The 16,226-nt window shown below is 58.1% G+C and carries 13 protein-coding genes, 2 tRNA genes and 1 rRNA gene; 2 read left to right on the top strand and 14 right to left on the bottom strand.

Annotated elements, in window-relative coordinates:
- Positions 1–132: 132 nt before the first annotated feature.
- From ilvA to ilvL, 6 genes are all read right to left on the bottom strand, one after another.
- A complete protein-coding gene (gene ilvA, locus ABUK12_RS17950) occupies positions 133–1,677 on the bottom strand; it encodes a threonine ammonia-lyase, biosynthetic (RefSeq protein ID WP_410013118.1) in 1,545 nt (514 codons plus the stop codon).
- A 5-nt stretch (positions 1,678–1,682) separates the two neighbouring features.
- Positions 1,683–3,533, bottom strand: a complete 1,851-nt coding sequence (gene ilvD / locus ABUK12_RS17945; RefSeq protein ID WP_410013117.1) for a dihydroxy-acid dehydratase — start codon at positions 3,531–3,533, stop codon at positions 1,683–1,685.
- A 64-nt stretch (positions 3,534–3,597) separates the two neighbouring features.
- A complete protein-coding gene (gene ilvE, locus ABUK12_RS17940) occupies positions 3,598–4,527 on the bottom strand; it encodes a branched-chain-amino-acid transaminase (RefSeq protein WP_410013116.1) in 930 nt (309 codons plus the stop codon).
- A gap of 21 nt (positions 4,528–4,548) precedes the next feature.
- Positions 4,549–4,806 (bottom strand): acetolactate synthase 2 small subunit, encoded by a 258-nt coding sequence (ilvM, locus tag ABUK12_RS17935; RefSeq protein WP_410013115.1) that lies wholly within the window; start codon positions 4,804–4,806, stop codon positions 4,549–4,551.
- On the bottom strand, positions 4,803–6,449 hold the full coding sequence (ilvG, locus tag ABUK12_RS17930; RefSeq protein WP_410013114.1) for an acetolactate synthase 2 catalytic subunit: 1,647 nt from the start codon (positions 6,447–6,449) through the stop codon (positions 4,803–4,805). Before ilvG ends, ilvM begins: the two co-directional genes overlap by 4 nt.
- Before the next feature lie 156 nt (positions 6,450–6,605).
- Positions 6,606–6,707 (bottom strand): ilv operon leader peptide, encoded by a 102-nt coding sequence (ilvL, locus tag ABUK12_RS17925; RefSeq protein ID WP_162367070.1) that lies wholly within the window; start codon positions 6,705–6,707, stop codon positions 6,606–6,608.
- A gap of 382 nt (positions 6,708–7,089) precedes the next feature.
- On the opposite strand from ilvL, the gene ABUK12_RS17920 reads away from it, so the two are divergent.
- A complete protein-coding gene (locus tag ABUK12_RS17920; RefSeq protein WP_410013113.1) occupies positions 7,090–8,613 on the top strand; it encodes a YifB family Mg chelatase-like AAA ATPase in 1,524 nt (507 codons plus the stop codon).
- A 26-nt stretch (positions 8,614–8,639) separates the two neighbouring features.
- Here ABUK12_RS17920 and ABUK12_RS17915 read toward each other — a convergent pair whose 3' ends face one another.
- Positions 8,640–8,978: a DUF413 domain-containing protein gene (locus ABUK12_RS17915; RefSeq protein WP_410013112.1), complete on the bottom strand. Its 339-nt coding sequence runs from the start codon at positions 8,976–8,978 to the stop codon at positions 8,640–8,642.
- A 120-nt stretch (positions 8,979–9,098) separates the two neighbouring features.
- Here ABUK12_RS17915 and hdfR point away from each other — a divergent pair, with 120 nt between their 5' ends.
- A complete protein-coding gene (gene hdfR / locus ABUK12_RS17910; protein ID WP_410013111.1) occupies positions 9,099–9,917 on the top strand; it encodes an HTH-type transcriptional regulator HdfR in 819 nt (272 codons plus the stop codon).
- A gap of 32 nt (positions 9,918–9,949) precedes the next feature.
- Here hdfR and yjfF read toward each other — a convergent pair whose 3' ends face one another.
- The 7 genes from yjfF to rrf form a co-directional block, all read right to left on the bottom strand.
- On the bottom strand, positions 9,950–11,011 hold the full coding sequence (gene yjfF, locus ABUK12_RS17905) for a galactofuranose ABC transporter, permease protein YjfF (RefSeq protein ID WP_410013110.1): 1,062 nt from the start codon (positions 11,009–11,011) through the stop codon (positions 9,950–9,952).
- Complete coding sequence (gene ytfT, locus ABUK12_RS17900; RefSeq protein WP_410013109.1) at positions 11,004–12,020, bottom strand: galactofuranose ABC transporter, ATP-binding protein YtfT; 1,017 nt, start codon at positions 12,018–12,020, stop codon at positions 11,004–11,006. The genes yjfF and ytfT overlap by 8 nt, the downstream gene beginning before the upstream one ends.
- A 14-nt stretch (positions 12,021–12,034) precedes the next feature.
- Positions 12,035–13,537: a galactofuranose ABC transporter, ATP-binding protein YtfR gene (ytfR, locus tag ABUK12_RS17895; RefSeq protein WP_410016698.1), complete on the bottom strand. Its 1,503-nt coding sequence runs from the start codon at positions 13,535–13,537 to the stop codon at positions 12,035–12,037.
- Positions 13,538–13,859: 322 nt separating this feature from the next.
- Positions 13,860–14,816, bottom strand: a complete 957-nt coding sequence (gene ytfQ / locus ABUK12_RS17890; RefSeq protein ID WP_410013108.1) for a galactofuranose ABC transporter, galactofuranose-binding protein YtfQ — start codon at positions 14,814–14,816, stop codon at positions 13,860–13,862.
- A gap of 780 nt (positions 14,817–15,596) precedes the next feature.
- A tRNA-Trp gene (locus ABUK12_RS17885) sits at positions 15,597–15,672 on the bottom strand.
- 8 nt (positions 15,673–15,680) lie between these two features.
- Positions 15,681–15,757: transfer RNA gene (locus ABUK12_RS17880), tRNA-Asp, on the bottom strand.
- Positions 15,758–16,031: 274 nt separating this feature from the next.
- Positions 16,032–16,147 (bottom strand): 5S ribosomal RNA (gene rrf / locus ABUK12_RS17875).
- Between the last annotated feature and the right edge of the window lie 79 nt (positions 16,148–16,226).

Here is a 16,226-nt window from a genome sequence, read left to right as displayed (position 1 = left end):
CGAAGCGCCATTGCTGAATTTTTTCGACGGTAGCGCCGGAGCCGCTTAAGGTCGTGGCGCTATAGCGGCCCGGAACGCCGGGACGGGAAGCATGCCCGTTATCCTGGTTGCCGGCCAGGCCGGGTTGCCCGGTTATCCTTGCAGAAAGAAGCGGAAAGCCGGATTTTGGGTTTCGTCGTGGCATTCATAACCCAGCGCGGACAGGTGGCGGTCAAACTCCGGCTCCTGCTCGCCCAGCTCGAAACCCGCCATGACGCGACCGTAATCGGTGCCGTGGCTGCGGTAATGGAACAGCGAAATATTCCAGTGGGTGCCCAGAGTATGCAAAAACTTCAGCAAGGCCCCCGGCGATTCCGGGAATTCAAAACTATAGAGCCGTTCGCGCAGCGGTTTCGACGGGCGTCCGCCCACCATATAACGCACGTGCAGCTTGGCCATCTCGTCGTCGGACAGATCCACTACCTGGTAGCCGCCGGCGGTCAGCTCGCTTAAGATCTCATCGCGCTCCACGCGTCCCCGGGTCAGGCGCACGCCGACAAAAATGCAGGCGTTATCCGCGTCGGCGTAGCGATAGTTAAACTCGGTTACCGCGCGGCCGCCCAGCAGCTGGCAAAATTTCAGGAAACTGCCCTTCTGCTCGGGAATGGTCACCGCCATCAGCGCTTCGCGCTGCTCGCCAAGCTCGCAGCGCTCGGAAACATAACGCAGGCCGTGGAAATTGACGTTGGCGCCGGACAGCACATGGGCCAACCGTTCGCCCCGGATATTATGCTGCTGAATATATTTTTTCATGCCCGCCAGCGCCAGCGCGCCCGCGGGTTCCGCTATCGCCCGCACGTCCTCGAACAGATCCTTGATTGCCGCGCAGATGGCGTCGCTGTCCACGGTAATCACGTCATCCAGGTACTCGCGGCATAAGCGGAACGTTTCGTCGCCGATACGCCTGACCGCCACGCCTTCGGCGAACATACCGACCCGGGGGAGGTCCACCGGTTCGCCGGCCTTGAGCGCCGCGCACAGGCAGGCGGATTCCTCGGCCTCCACGCCGATCACCTGAATCTGCGGCATCAGGTGCTTGATCAGCACCGCTACGCCCGCGGCCAGGCCGCCGCCGCCCACCGGTACAAAAATCCGGTCCAGATGCGCGTCCTGCTGCAGCAGTTCCATCGCCAGCGTACCCTGGCCGGCGATCACCGCCGGATGGTCGAACGGCGGCACGAAGGTGTAATTACACTCGCGCGCCAGCTCGATAGCCTTGGCCTTGGCTTCGTCGAAATTGGCGCCGTACAGGAAGGCTTCGCCGCCGAAACTGCGCACGGCGTCCACCTTGATATCCGCCGTGGCAACCGGCATCACGATCAGCGACTTGATGCCAAGCCTGGTCGCGGAGAGCGCAACGCCCTGGGCATGATTGCCCGCCGAGGCGGTCACCACGCCATGGGCTTTTTGCTCTTCATTGAGGCCGGAAATCATCGCATAGGCGCCGCGCAGCTTAAAGCTGTGCACCGGCTGCCGGTCTTCCCGCTTTACCAGGACGGTATTGTCCAGGCGCGCGGAGAGTTTTTCCATGACTTGCAACGGGGTGACCTGGGCCACCTCGTATACCGGCGAACGCAGCGTGGCGCGCAGGTACTCCGCCGCGCAGGGCGCGGCGGGCAACGGTAGGGAGTCGGCCATGACCGTTAGCCTCCCAGCTTGCTTTTATCGCGCACTGCGCCCTTATCGGCGCTGGTGGCGAGCAAGGCGTAGGCCCGCAGGGCAAAGGACACCTGACGCTGGCGATCCACCGGTTTCCAGGCGTCCGCGCCGCGTGCCGTCTGTCTTTCCCGCCGGGCGGCCAGTTCGCTGTCCGCCACGGCCAGCGCGATGCTGCGCTCATGGATGTTGATGTCGATAATATCACCGTCCTGTACCAGTCCGATCAGGCCGCCGCTGGCGGCTTCAGGCGAAACATGGCCGATGGACAGGCCGGAGGTGCCGCCGGAAAAACGGCCGTCGGTAATCAGCGCGCACTGCTTGCCCAACCCCATGGATTTCAGGTAGGTGGTGGGATACAGCATTTCCTGCATGCCCGGCCCGCCTTTGGGTCCTTCGTAACGGATGACCACCACGTCGCCGGCCACCACTTTGCCGCCCAGGATGGCCTCGGTGGCGGCTTCCTGGCTTTCATACACTTTAGCCGGGCCGCTGAAAATCAGGCTGCCCTTATCCACGCCGGCGGTTTTGACGATACAGCCGTCTTCGGCGATATTGCCGTACAGCGTCGCCAGCCCGCCGTCCTGGCTATAGGCGAACTCGCGGGAGCGGATACAGCCCTCCTGACGGTCGGTATCCAGGGACGGCCAGCGGCAGTCCTGCGAGAATGCCTTGGTGGTGCGGATGCCGGCCGGGCCGGCGGAATACATGCTTTTCACTTCCGCGTCTTCGGTCAGCATCACGTCATACTGTTGCAGCGTTTCCGGCAGCGTCAGCCCGAGGATATTGCCGACCTCGCGGTTCAGCAGGCCCGCGCGGTCCAGTTCGCCCAGGATGCCCCAGACGCCGCCGGCGCGGTGGACGTCTTCCATATGGTATTTCTGCGTGCTGGGCGCCACTTTGCACAGATGCGGCACCCGGCGCGATAAACGGTCGATATCGGCCATGGTGAAATCCACGTCCCCTTCCTGCGCCGCCGCCAGCAGGTGCAGTACGGTATTGGTGGAGCCGCCCATGGCGATATCCAGCGTCATGGCGTTTTCAAACGACGCTTTACAGGCAATGCTGCGCGGCAGCGCGCTTTCATCATCCTGTTCATAATAGCGCTTGGTCAGTTCGACGATGCGCTTGCCGGCATTGAGAAACAGCTGACGCCGGTCGGCATGGGTGGCAAGCAGCGAACCATTGCCAGGCTGGGACAGGCCCAGGGCTTCGGTCAGGCAGTTCATGGAGTTGGCGGTAAACATGCCGGAACAGGAGCCGCAGGTGGGACAGGCGGAACGTTCGATCTGGTTGCTGTCGGCATCGGACACGTTCGGATTGGCGCCCTGGATCATAGCGTCAATCAAATCGAGCTTGATAATTTTATCGGACAGCTTGGTCTTGCCGGCCTCCATCGGGCCGCCGGAGACAAATATCACCGGGATATTCAGGCGCAGCGCCGCCATCAGCATCCCCGGGGTGATTTTATCGCAGTTGGAAATACAGACCATGGCGTCGGCGCAGTGGGCGTTGACCATATACTCCACCGAATCGGCAATCAGCTCGCGCGACGGCAAGGAATACAGCATGCCGCCGTGACCCATGGCGATGCCGTCGTCCACCGCGATGGTATTGAATTCTTTCGCCACGCCGCCGGAGGCTTCAATCTGCTCGGCAACCAGTTTACCCAAATCGCGCAGGTGCACATGGCCCGGCACAAATTGGGTAAAGGAGTTGACCACGGCGATAATCGGCTTGTCGAAATCATCGTCGGTCATGCCGGTGGCGCGCCATAAGGCACGGGCGCCGGCCATATTGCGGCCGTGGGTGGTGGTAGCGGAACGATACTTTGGCATGCTCAATACTCCAGTTAATCTTTTGGCAGGCGGTTAACCCGCCTGCTGTTAAAAACCTATAGTTTTAGTTATTGACCGGGTCCAGCCAGCCCCATTTATCTTCGGTCTCGCCGGTGAACAGGCCGAAAAACGCCTGTTGCAGCTGTTTGGTCACCGGACCGCAGCGGCCGATGCCCACCTGGATGCCGTCAACGCTGCGCACCGGGGTGATTTCCGCCGCGGTGCCGGACATAAACACTTCGTCGGCCAGATAAAGCGATTCACGGGAAAGCACCTGCTCGCGCACTTCGAGACCGCGATCTTTCGCCAATTTGATGATGGCGTCGCGGGTAATGCCCGGCAGGGCGGAAGAGGTGAACGGCGGCGTAAACAGGATGCCTTCCTTCACTTCAAACAGGTTTTCCCCCGCGCCTTCGGAAACATAACCGTGGACATCCAGCGCGATGCCTTCCTGATAGCCGTGGCGGCGGGCTTCGCTGCCCACCAGCATGGAAGAAAGATAGTTACCGCCGGCCTTGGCCGCGGTCGGGATGGTATTGGCCGCCACGCGGTTCCATGACGACACCATGGCGTCGATGCCCTGATCCAGGGCGTCTTCGCCCAGATAGGCGCCCCAGGGGAACGCGGCGATAATCACATCGGTGGTATAACCGGCCGGCGGGTTAACGCCCATGCCCACGTCGCCGACAAACACCAGCGGACGGATATAGGCGCTGACCAGCTTATTCTTGCGCAGCACTGAACGGCAGGCTTCCATCAGGTCATCAACACTGTGGCTTACCGGCATACGGTAGATCTTGGCCGAATCATGCAGGCGTTGCATATGTTCACGATGGCGGAACACCACCGGCCCTTTATGCGAGTCGTAGCAACGGACACCTTCGAAGACTGACGATCCATAATGCAGCGCATGGGACATCACATGGACCTTGGCCTCCGCCCATGGAACCATCTCGCCGTTGAACCAAATAAAATCAGCTTTCTTCGTCGTCATTTTCTTTTCCTTACTCGTGCCTTAGGCGCGTATTTGTTGTGATGTCAATTGCTGGATCTCGACACAGGCGACATCCATAAGTTTACTTAATTGTGAAGACAGTAAATCGACCGGGCGAATGCTTGCAACCGTCAATTGAATATTTATACATTCCGGATTGATCTGCGGCGTCATATTTAATGCGCAAACCCGGAATCCGCGGTGGCGCACCACGCGCAGGACGCGTTCCAGGATTTCCGGACGGGAACGCGCCTCGATAGAAAGCTGATGTTGCATCATGATAATTTCTCCAGCATGGTTTCATTGCCGGCGCCGGGCGGCACCAGTGGCCAGACATTTTCGTTTTCGTCGATGGAGACATGCAGCAGGTAGGGGCCCTGGTGGGAAAACATGGCGTCAAAGGCGGCATCGATCTGGTCTTTTCGGGTAATTCGTTGGCCGGGGATATCAAACGCGCTGGCCAGGATGAGAAAATCGGGGTTATCTGTCAGGGTGGTCTCGCTATAGCGTCCGTCGAAAAACAGTTGTTGCCACTGTCGGACCATGCCTAATCGCTGATTGTCGATCAAGACGATTTTCAGCGGCAGCCGTTTTCGCTTGATGGTGGTCAATTCCTGGACATTCATCATAAACGAGCCGTCGCCGGAGACACAGACCACGGTGTCATCGGGACGCGCCACCTGGGCGCCGACCGCGGCCGGCACGCCGAAACCCATGGTGCCCAGGCCGCTGGAGGTGATGAAGTTCTCCGGACGGGTGAAGCTCATATGCTGGGCGGCCCACATCTGGTGCTGTCCGACGTCGGTGGTGATCACGGTATTATCCGGTACCCGCCGGGAAAGCGCGTTCAGCAATGCCGGCGCGTAAATAGCCTCGCCCGGATGATCGTAACGCCAGCGGTATTCCGATTTCAGCGCCTGGGTTTCACGACGCCAATCGTCAATCGACAGCGCCTGCGCCAGGGCGGGAAACAGCTGGTTTAAATCACCCTGCAACGCCACGTGGGGCTGACGCAGTTTACCCAGTTCCGCCGGGTCGATATCCAGATGGATCACTTTGGCGTGGGGCGCAAAGGAATTCAGCCGGCCGGTAACCCGGTCGTCAAAACGGGCGCCGACCGCCATAAGCAAATCGCAGGACTGCACCGCCAGGTTGGCCGCCTGGTTGCCGTGCATGCCCAGCATGCCCAGGTAACAGGGATCTTCACGGTCAGGCGCGCCCAGGCCTTTCAGGGTCGCCACGCTCGGGATGCCGGTGCGATGAATGAAATCACGCAAGGCCGGCACCGCGCGCGCCATGCCGACGCCGCCGCCCACATACAGCATGGGTTTGCGCGCCAGGCGCAGCAGGTCGCGGGCCGCCGCCACGTCCCCCTGGACGGCCCCGTCCTGACTGTCCATGGCGACCAGATGCGGGCTGAGTTCGCCGGTGGCCAGCTGGATATCCTTGGGGATATCGATCAATACCGGCCCCGGACGCCCGCTGGTGGCGACGGCGAAGGCCTCGGCCATGATGGCCGGCAGTTCGTCCAGGCTTTCCACCAGGAAACTGTGTTTGGTGCAGGCCAGGGACAGCCCGAGCACGTCGATTTCCTGGAACGCGTCGGTGCCAATAAGCGCCGAGCCGACCTGGCCGGTAATGGCCACCAGCGGCACGGAGTCCAGCAGGGCATCGGCCAGGCCGGTGATGAGATTGGTCGCCCCGGGGCCGGAGGTGGCGATACAGACGCCGACTTTACCGGTAGCTCGCGCATAGCCAATCGCCGCCATGGCCGCTCCCTGTTCATGCCGGCATAGGAGATGTTCCACCCCGCCGTCAAAGAGCGCATCGTATACCGGCATGATGGCGCCGCCGGGATAACCGAAAACCATATCCACACCCTGTGCGCGCAACGCTGACACTACCCACTGAGCACCGTTCATAGTTAGTTCCCCGCCTGTCTGCGCTGGGAACAGGATTTTATGCTGCTAATCATTTTTCTGTTCCTTATTCATAATATATCTTGGTGGCCATAAAAAAGTGCCAAAAAAAAACCCCCGTCCTTTCGGTGCGGGGGTTTTCTTGAGATTTAAGCTTGTTTAATAAGCTTTTCTTCGTCCAAGTGCAGCCCCGCACGGTGGGATAATAATCACCACCACGCTAATCACGACTAGGCTTATCACTTGGACAAAGGCTTTCATAAATAGGGTTTCATCACTTCTGGTCGAATGAATACCTACAGAGTTATCACAGTAAATGGGGTTATGACAATCTTTTTTATTATTTTCGCTGGGATCGCGCGGCGGCGAAAATTCTAAATAGACCGTTTTTCAATAATTTGATGAGTCATGAATATTTTTCATCTTCGGCGGCCATCTCCCCCGCCACGCTCTCTTCTCTGCACAGGATTAACCTTGGGGCGCCGCCGCGCACGGCTGCGAAGCTCGGCAAACGCCGAAATTTTTTTACGGGCCGTTCCGCAGGGCGGGAGCCTGCCCCTGGGCTGCAGGCGCAAAGCGGGCATGATAAGGGCCGATGCCGTCATCGCGGGTGCGGCATCCAGGATGGTGATGGAGGATGGGCATGTCCCTTGCGTTAATTTATACCCGGGCGTCGATCGGCGTCCAGGCGCCGTTGATTTCAGTGGAGGCCCATATCAGCAAAGGTCTGCCCGGCTTTACCCTGGTGGGGTTGCCTGACGCGACGATAAAAGGGGCGCGCGATCGGGTACGCAGCGCGCTGCTGAACAACGGTTTCGATTTTCCCGCCCGGCGGATAACCGTCAGCCTGGCGCCGGCCGATCTGCCCAAGGAAGGCGGGCGCTATGATTTGCCTATTGCGCTGGCGATCCTGGCCGCGTCGGAACAAATTGCCGCCGATAAGCTCGCTTGCCATGAATTTCTCGGCGAACTGGCGCTGTCCGGCGAACTGCGGCCGGTGCAGGGCGCCATTCCGGCGGCGCTGGCGGCACAACAGGCCGGGCGGCGTCTGATCCTGTCCAGCCATAACAGCGGCGAGGCGGCCCTGATACCGGATAGCCGCGTGCTGGTCGCCGGGCATCTGCGCGATGTATGCGCCTTCCTGCAGGGCGGCGCCGAACTCAATGCCGTGCCGGGCCAGGACCCGACGCCGCCGGCATACGACGGCGCCGATCTCAGCGACATCACCGGCCAGCCGCAGGCCAAACGCGCCCTGGAAATCGCCGCCGCCGGCGGGCATAACCTGCTGCTTATCGGTCCGCCGGGCACCGGCAAGACCATGCTGGCCAGCCGGCTGCCGGGGTTGATGCCCCCCTTAAGCGATGCGGAGGCCGTAGAGACCGCCGCGCTGTTCAGTCTGATGAGCGCCGGGGCCGCCCGCCGGCATTGGCGCCAAAGACCGTTTCGCGCCCCGCATCACAGCGCCTCGATGGCGGCCCTGGTCGGCGGCGGTTCCCTACCCCGGCCCGGCGAGATATCCCTGGCCCATAACGGGGTGTTATTCCTGGATGAGCTGCCGGAGTTCCAGCGCCGGGTGCTGGACGCGCTGCGCGAGCCGCTGGAAGCGGGCGAAATCGTTATCTCCCGCGCCCAGGCCAAGGTACAATACCCGGCGCGTTTCCAACTGGTGGGCGCCATGAACCCCAGTCCGTCCGGCGATTACCAGGGCGTCCACGGCCGCAGCGGCCTCGCGCAGACCCTGCGTTACCTGAACCGGTTATCCGGCCCCTTCCTGGATCGTTTTGACCTGTCCATCGAGGTGCCGCTGCTGCCGCCGGGAATGCTGCGCCGGCAGAACCCGGCGGGCGAGACCAGCGCGATGGTGCGCGCCAGGGTGCAAGCGGCGCGCGACATCCAGCTGCGGCGCGGCCGGAAAATCAATGCGTATCTCAATAACCAGGAAGTTGCATTACATTGCCGGCTTGCTGAAGAGGACGCGATTTTCCTGGAAGAGGTGATGGAAACGCTGGGTTTGTCGGTACGCGCCTGGCACCGGACGCTCAAGGTTGCCCGAACGCTGGCGGATTTGGCGGGCGCGGCCGAAATACAGCGCGATCATCTGGCGGAGGCCGTCAGCTATCGCACCATTGATCGTCTGCTGCAACAGCTTTGGCGGCACATGGAATAACATGGGGCCGCAGCCCCATGCCGGGATTAATCTTCGCTGTCGGTATAGTCTTCCACCACGTCCATCTGCGGCTTGCCGCCGGATAAGGTATGGAAGCGCTTGGGACGACGAATGTGCTCGATATACTTGAACCACACTTTTTCGTGCTCGGTGGAAGGCTCGCGCTGACCCTGGCATACCGCGACAAATTGCGTCTCTTCATCGGTAACCGGTTCGCGCTTGCCGCTGTCCAGATCGTTGTAGGCATGCCCATAGCGCTCCAGCAGCTGGGCTTCCCGAATGGTGAAATGACCATGCCGGGAAAAGCCACGCGGGTAATTTTTGTTATCAAAATAACGATTGGTACTAGAAAAGCTGTCCGCCATCTTAAGCGCTCCCCATCCTTTCATAAGCCGTACTGTTTATGGCGCGGAGTATTAGATAGGCTTGACTTTCTGTAAAACAAAACATTTAAATCGTTACGATAAAAATTTCTGGAGATGGGCGTGGATACGGAATTACTGAAAACCTTTTTGGAAGTTAGCAGGACCCGCCACTTTGGTCGCGCCGCGGAAGCGCTTTATTTGACGCAGTCGGCGGTGAGCTTCCGCATTCGTCAATTGGAAACGCAATTGGGCGTCAGTTTATTTACCCGGCACCGCAATAATATCCGCCTGACGCCTGCGGGAGAAAGCCTGTTGCCTTATGCGGAAAACCTGATGTCCACCTGGCAACTGGCCAAAAAAGAGGTGACCCGATCGCTGCAGCATAGCCTGTTATCCATCGGCGCCACCGCCTCGCTGTGGGAGGCCTGGTTGGGGCAATGGCTGCACGTGTTATACCAGCAGCGCCCCACCCTGCAGATAGAAGCCCGCATAGCGCAGCGCCACGCGCTGATAAGCCAGCTGCATGAGCGCCAGCTGGATTTGCTGATCAGCACCGAAGCGCCGAAGATGGAGGAGCTGACCTGTCAGTTGCTGGGGAATTTTTCGTTGTCGCTGTTTACCGCCTCGGCACCTCCCGAAACGGGGGATCGGCCTTATATCCGTCTGGAATGGGGGGCCGATTTCCATACCCATGAAAGCCGGCTGCTGGTGAATAACCCCCTGCCGGTCATGAGCACCACCTCGGCCCTGCTGGCCCGCAGCCTGCTGCCGACCACCGGGGCATGCGTATTTTTACCCAGCCATTGGGGCGAGTTATATCCCGACCTGGCCGCCATCGCCGATATCCCTCCCCTGGTCAGGCCGCTCTATGCCGTATGGCTGCAAAACAGCGATCAGCGCACCCAGATACGGCAGCTGTTGAAAACACCGGTCATTTAAGCCTGTGAAGCCCGTCACGTCCCTGGCGGCCATCAGGACGAGCCATCCCCCGGGTAGCCGGCCGCGGGTGCCTTATGAGCCTGCTGTTGGCTTTCCGCCGGGATGCCGGTGCGGGGAATACTGGTGACCTTGGCATTTTGCTTATTCTCCCACAGCGAGTTCAGCAGCCGTTGCAAGGCGATAAACGCAAACAGCAGGATGCCGATGACGATTTTGGTCCACCAGGAACTCAGGGTGCCGTCAAAGTTGATATAGGTCTGGATAAGCCCCTGGATCATGACGCCGAACAAGGTGCCGAACACCGTGCCGATGCCGCCGCTCAACAGCGTGCCGCCGATCACCACCGAGGCGATGGCGTCGAGTTCCACGCCCATGCCGGCCAACGCGTAGCCGGCCGAGGTGTAAATCGAAAACACAATGCCCGCAAGCGTCGCCAGCCCCGTGGACAGCATATAAATACGAATCGTGGTGCTGCGGGTCGATACCCCCATCAGGTTGGCGGCCGTCGCATTGCCGCCGATGGCGTACACCTGATTGCCGAACTGCGTATACCGCGCCAGCAGGATGCCGAACACCATCACCAGCAGCATCAGCACCCCCATGGCGCTAAGACGTCCGCCGCCGGGCATCTGCCAGGCGAGGCCCGAGAGGGTTTCATAGATCGGATGGTCGATGGGCAGGGACTCTTCCGACACCAGGTAACTGGCGCCGCGCAGGAAAAACATGCCGGCCAGGGTAATGATAAACGCCGGGATTTTTAATGTATCGATAAGCCAGCCCATAAACGCGCCGAATCCGCAGCCCATGATCAAGATCAGCGGAAACGCGACCAGCGGCGACAGATGATAATCGCCGATCACGCGCGCCAGGAAGACGCCGGTAAACGCGATAACCGACCCCACGGAAAGATCGATGCCGCCGGAAATAATCACAAAAGTCATGCCGACGGCGATAATGCCCAAGAACGCGTTATCCGTCAGGATATTGCAGATAACCCTGGTGGAGGCGAAACCGGGAAAACGGCTCAGGCAAAACAAATAACCGACAATAAATACCGCGATGGTAATGACCAGGGGAAGGTTACGTTTAAGCATGGCGACGGCTCCTGCGAATAAAAGCGATAAAGCTGGAGGACTGCATGACCAGCACGCAAAGCACCACCACGGCTTTCACCACCTGGTTAAGCTCCGGCTGGAAGCCCGACAGCAAAATGCCGGTATTCATCCCCTGGATAATCAGCGCCCCCAGGATTGACAGCAACAGGTTAAAACGCCCGCCCATCAGCGAGGCCCCGCCGATCACCACCGCCAGAATAGCGTCCAGTTCCAGCCACAGGCCGGCATTGTTGGCATCCGCGCCGCGAATGTCGGCGGTGACGATCAGTCCGGCGACCGCGGCGCATAAGCCGCTCAGGATGTAAGTAGACATGACGATAACCCGTGTCTTCACCCCCGCATTCTTGGCCGCGCGGATATTGATGCCCACCGCCTCGATAAACAATCCCAGGGCGGTTTTGCGCGTCAGCAGCCAGGCCAGTACCAGCGTAATCAGGGTAATAAACACCGGCACGGGGAAATAGAACAGCGAGCCGCTGCCGATCCAGGACAGCGACGGATTGTTGAAAGTAATGATCTGGCCTTCGGTCACCAGCTGCGCCACGCCGCGCCCGGCCACCATCAGGATAAGCGTTGCCACGAAGGGCTGTATTTTCAGCAGCGCCACCAGGACGCCGTTCCATAAACCCGACAGCACGCCCACGCCCAGGGTCGCCAGGATGATAACCGTCAGGCTATAGCCCTGTACGGTTAACGTCGCGGTCACCGCGCCGGCGATGGCCATGACGGCGCCCACCGACAGGTCGATCCCCCCGGTGGCGATAACCAGCGTCATGCCGATGGACAGCAGGGCGACCGGCGCACAGCGATTTAAGATATCAATGAGACTGCCGAACAACCGTCCATCCTGGATATGGATGGAGAAAAAATTATTGGCGACAATACTGTCAACCACTAACACAACCACCAACGCGGCCAGCTGCGGCATTCCCACCGGCCAGCGTTTGGCGACAACGACTTTAGTATCGGATGACATTGAACCAGACATAACAGTCACGCTCCTTAGGCGGCAATGGCATTCATAATGGCGCTCACCGATAGCTTATCGAGCGGAATATCCGCGATATGTTTCCGGTCGCGCAGAATAACAACCCGGTCGGCATAACCCACCAGTTCTTCAAGCTCTGAGGAGATAACCAGCAGGGCCAGCCCATCGGCGCACAAGGATTCGATTAAACGGATGATTTCGGCATGGGCGCCCACATCAATGCCCCGTGTCGGTTCGTCCAGGATCAGGAACTGCGGTTTGGTCAGCAGCCAGCGCGACAGCAGCACCTTTTGCTGATTGCCGCCGGACAGGAACTCAATCGGCTGCTCGGCGCTGGGCGTGCGGATATCCAGTTGGCGGATAAAACGCTCGGCAATGTTATTTTGTTCCTTGCGCGGGATGGGCCGCAGCCATCCGCGCTGTACCTGCAGGGCCAGGATAATATTTTCCCGCACCGAGGCGGCGGCGATAATGCCGTCTGTTTTACGATCTTCCGGACAGAAGCCCAGTCCCAGCTTTCCCGCCTGGTTGGGCGAACGGATCACCCGCTCGGTGCCCTTGATCCAGGCGGTGCCCGAATCCGCCGGGCGAATGCCGAAAATCACTTCGGCGGTTTCGGTACGCCCCGACCCCAGCAATCCGGCAAGCCCGACGATCTCGCCCGGTCTGACCTCCAAATCAAAGGGAGCGATCGTGCCTTTCTTGCCATAACCGGCAAAGGCCGCCACCGGCTTCTCGCTATGCAGGGTACGGCCGGCGCGCTGCAAGGCATGCTCATCCAGTTCACGACCCAACATCATCTTGATCAATTCAATATGGGGCAATTCGCGGGTATAACGCGTGCCGACAAACTCGCCGTTGCGCAGCACGGTGATGCGATCGGTAATTTTATAGACCTGGTCGAGAAAGTGGGTCACAAAGATCAGGCTGATACCCCGGTCGCGCAGCTGGCGCATAATGGTAAACAGCATCTCGACTTCGTTGGCGTCCAGGCTGGCGGTCGGCTCATCCAGGATCAGCACCTTGGCCGACAGATCCACCGCCCGGCAAATGGCCACGATCTGCTGCATCGCCACGGAAAAATGCCCCAACGGCTCCGTTACGTCCAGCGCAAAACCATAACCCGCCAGTAAGATTTCCGCGCGGCGATTAACCTCTTTACGATCGATAAAACCAAACCGTCGCGGTTCGCGACCGATAAATAAATTATCCGCCACCGACAGATTCGGCAGCAGATTGACTTCCTGGTACACGGTGCCGATGCCAAGCTCTTGCGCATGGGCGGTATTCTTGGGATGAATATCTTGTCCATCCAGGTTAATCGTACCGCCGTCACGTTGGTAAACACCGGTTAACGCTTTGATAAGGGTTGATTTCCCCGCGCCATTCTCGCCGAGCAATCCCATGATTTCGCCGCGATTGAGAGTTAACGACACGTTGTTTAACGCTTTTACGCCGGGAAAAGTTTTGCTCAGGCCGGTAATGTTGAGTAATACATCATCATGACTATCGATAATACCCACGGTAAATACTCCTAAAGACGTAGCCGGATAAACACGCTATCAGTACCGTTACACCCCGCCCCTGTGCCCCGGTATTGAAGGTTAACGGTCATTATTGGGGTAAAAGAAATGGATGCTATTCGCCAGCTACCAATGCGCCTGGAGTGCATGCAAACAACAGGGTAGAGATGCGCCCTGGCGGCTGGGGTCTTGGCGCCAAAACCCCAATCCCAGGGACGCGTTTACAACATATTTCTTTTTGCGCCGATCCAGGTCGCTCCCTGGCTACGCGGACGCAGGCTTAATCCCCATCGCTGCCGGCAGGATCCCCTGAGCTTTAGTAACCCATGCCGCTTTTCTTATCCAATTGGGCCTGGGCATCGGCCGGCAGGAACAGTTTGCTTTCCGTCTTGATGATTTTGGTGGGCTTGGTGCCGTCTTTTTTGTATTTCGCCAGGGCGTCAAACGCCGGTCCGGCCATATTCGGCGTTAACTCCACATTGGCGTTGGCCTCGCCCGCAAGCATGGCTTTATAGATATCCGGAACGCCGTCGATGGAGCCGGTAAGAATATCTTTACCCGGTTTCAGGCCGGCTTCTTTAATGGCCTGGATGGCGCCGATCGCCATATCGTCGTTATGGGCAAAGACCATACAGATATTTTTGCCGTTGTTTTCGGCCTTGATAAAGCTTTCCATGACCTCTTTCCCTTTGCTGCGGGTAAAGTCACCGGACTGGGAACGAATGATTTTGATGTTATGCGCCTTGGCAATGGCGTCGGCAAAACCTTTCTTACGGTCGATGGCGACGCTTGCACCCACGGTTCCCTGCAATTCCACCACATTACAGGGTTTATCGCCCACGGTCTTGACCAGCCAGTCGCCAATCAATTGGCCTTCAAGCACGTTATCGGCGGTAACCACCGTTAAATAGAGAGAATCATCTTTCACTTTAATAGCCCGGTCGAGCAGGAATACCGGGATCTTGGCGCTCTTGGCTTCCTGCAGTACCGGCTCCCAACCGGTCTGAACTACCGGCGCGATAAAGATGGCATCGACGCCTTGGGCAATAAATGAACGGACCGCCTTAATCTGGTTTTCTTGTTTTTGCTGCCCGTCGGCAATTTTTAAGGTAATGCCGCGCTTCTGGGCTTCACTTTTCGCCACCGACGTTTCCGCCGCGCGCCAGCCCGATTCAGAACCCACTTGCGAAAAACCGACGGTCAACGACTCGGCAAAAGCCACTGAAGACATGGCGACAGAAATGGCGGACACTAAAAGTAAACGCTTCCACATAGTCATCATCCTCTTATAATCATAAAATGTGCTGGTATCATTAGTTTGATAGCAATAATAAAACTAAACAAAAAACCGCTTTTTTATATCGGGGCGCATCACACTTTTGATAAATAAGAGCCGGGTCTAACAGCAACTTCTTTATTTAAATCTGTATCTTATGGATATATTTTTGTCCAGTCCCAGAGAGTATGACGACATAATTGCTTTATTAATAAGCAATTACACGCCATCTGTTTTTTCTGCTTTACCCGTAACATGGGCGCGGCTATGTATAAATCAGCTGGTGTTTTTTATGTCTTCATCAGAAGAGAGAGGGTGTATTTAACGATGGTGCGCAGGGTGGGATTGTGGCATTTTTCCGATAACTAGAATTACCATAGCTGAATCAATTTTTTTATATGGATAATTTTGCTTTTATCTTTCAGCCGCGCGGTGCAGCTATTCCCAGCGGGCAACGAGAAAAATTGTGGGCAGGATGGCGTTAAACCGGCCAAGAGTTATTTAATAAATACCCGGATAAAAATGCTGGCAGGATTATTTATCCCCAATATTTATTAGGACAATGAAGCCCATTTCTGTAATGAGTCACCGCACACTGCCGGTCGTCAAAAAAACGTCCGGGAAATATAATCGAAGATTGCGTTATTGAGTGAAAACGAGCAAATAAAGCGCGTTTTAACGCCCAATAGTCCCAACGCCAGGGGATGGACTGCGTTGCGTTTACAGTAATGCAGACGAAAAAAGCCCCTCGCGTAAGCGAAGGGCTTTTTTTTTATCTGGCAGGGGCGGAGAGACTCGAACTCCCAACACCCGGTTTTGGAGACCGGTGCTCTACCAATTGAACTACGCCCCTAAATAGGGTGGCGGTGCGGACGGGACTCGAACCCGCGACCCCCGGCGTGACAGGCCGGTATTCTAACCGACTGAACTACCGCACCACGATTCGGTACTACACCCAAACATAACATTTGCGGGGTCAACGCCTGTTAAAACCGTTTGCGGTGCTTGACCAACGCCCCTCGCTTCGCTCAAGGTATTGGTCTTAATGGATGCCTGGCAGTTGATGCCTGACTGCGTCAGGCCCCCTTCGGGCCGCCGCAAGCGGCGTTCAACAGGCTCCGCCTGTTGTCCTGCTCTCTGACTCGAGTAGCGAACTGCCAGGGTTACTTCACAACGCCTTTCGCTTCGCTCAAGGTATTGGTCTTAATGGATGCCTGGCAGTTCCCTACTCTCGCATGGGGAGACCCCACACTACCATCGGCGCTACGGCGTTTCACTGCTGAGTTCGGCATGGGGTCAGGTGGGACCACCGCGCTAGTGCCGCCAGGCAAATTCGTTTACCAACCGTCATCCTGCTTCTGATGACCATCGGCCTTTATCCGGAACTTCGCTGAAAATTCTCTCGCC

Source organism: Sodalis sp. C49, from assembly GCF_046352915.1.
Lineage (GTDB): Bacteria > Pseudomonadota > Gammaproteobacteria > Enterobacterales > Enterobacteriaceae > Acerihabitans.
The sequence above is the reverse complement of the archived record's forward strand: the minus strand, read 5'-3'. Positions and strand labels throughout refer to the sequence as shown.

Bases quoted from the DNA above. Each gene is read 5' to 3' on its own strand.
- ilvA (WP_410013118.1), bottom strand. From the start codon at position 1,677: ATGGCCGACTCCCTACCGTTGCCCGCCGCGCCCTGCGCGGCGGAGTAC.
- ilvD (WP_410013117.1), bottom strand. From the start codon at position 3,533: ATGCCAAAGTATCGTTCCGCTACCACCACCCACGGCCGCAATATGGCC.
- ilvE (WP_410013116.1), bottom strand. From the start codon at position 4,527: ATGACGACGAAGAAAGCTGATTTTATTTGGTTCAACGGCGAGATGGTT.
- ilvM (WP_410013115.1), bottom strand. From the start codon at position 4,806: ATGATGCAACATCAGCTTTCTATCGAGGCGCGTTCCCGTCCGGAAATC.
- ilvG (WP_410013114.1), bottom strand. From the start codon at position 6,449: ATGAACGGTGCTCAGTGGGTAGTGTCAGCGTTGCGCGCACAGGGTGTG.
- ilvL (WP_162367070.1), bottom strand. From the start codon at position 6,707: ATGAAAGCCTTTGTCCAAGTGATAAGCCTAGTCGTGATTAGCGTGGTG.
- ABUK12_RS17920 (WP_410013113.1), top strand. From the start codon at position 7,090: ATGTCCCTTGCGTTAATTTATACCCGGGCGTCGATCGGCGTCCAGGCG.
- ABUK12_RS17915 (WP_410013112.1), bottom strand. From the start codon at position 8,978: ATGGCGGACAGCTTTTCTAGTACCAATCGTTATTTTGATAACAAAAAT.
- yjfF (WP_410013110.1), bottom strand. From the start codon at position 11,011: ATGCTTAAACGTAACCTTCCCCTGGTCATTACCATCGCGGTATTTATT.
- ytfT (WP_410013109.1), bottom strand. From the start codon at position 12,020: ATGTCTGGTTCAATGTCATCCGATACTAAAGTCGTTGTCGCCAAACGC.
- ytfQ (WP_410013108.1), bottom strand. From the start codon at position 14,816: ATGTGGAAGCGTTTACTTTTAGTGTCCGCCATTTCTGTCGCCATGTCT.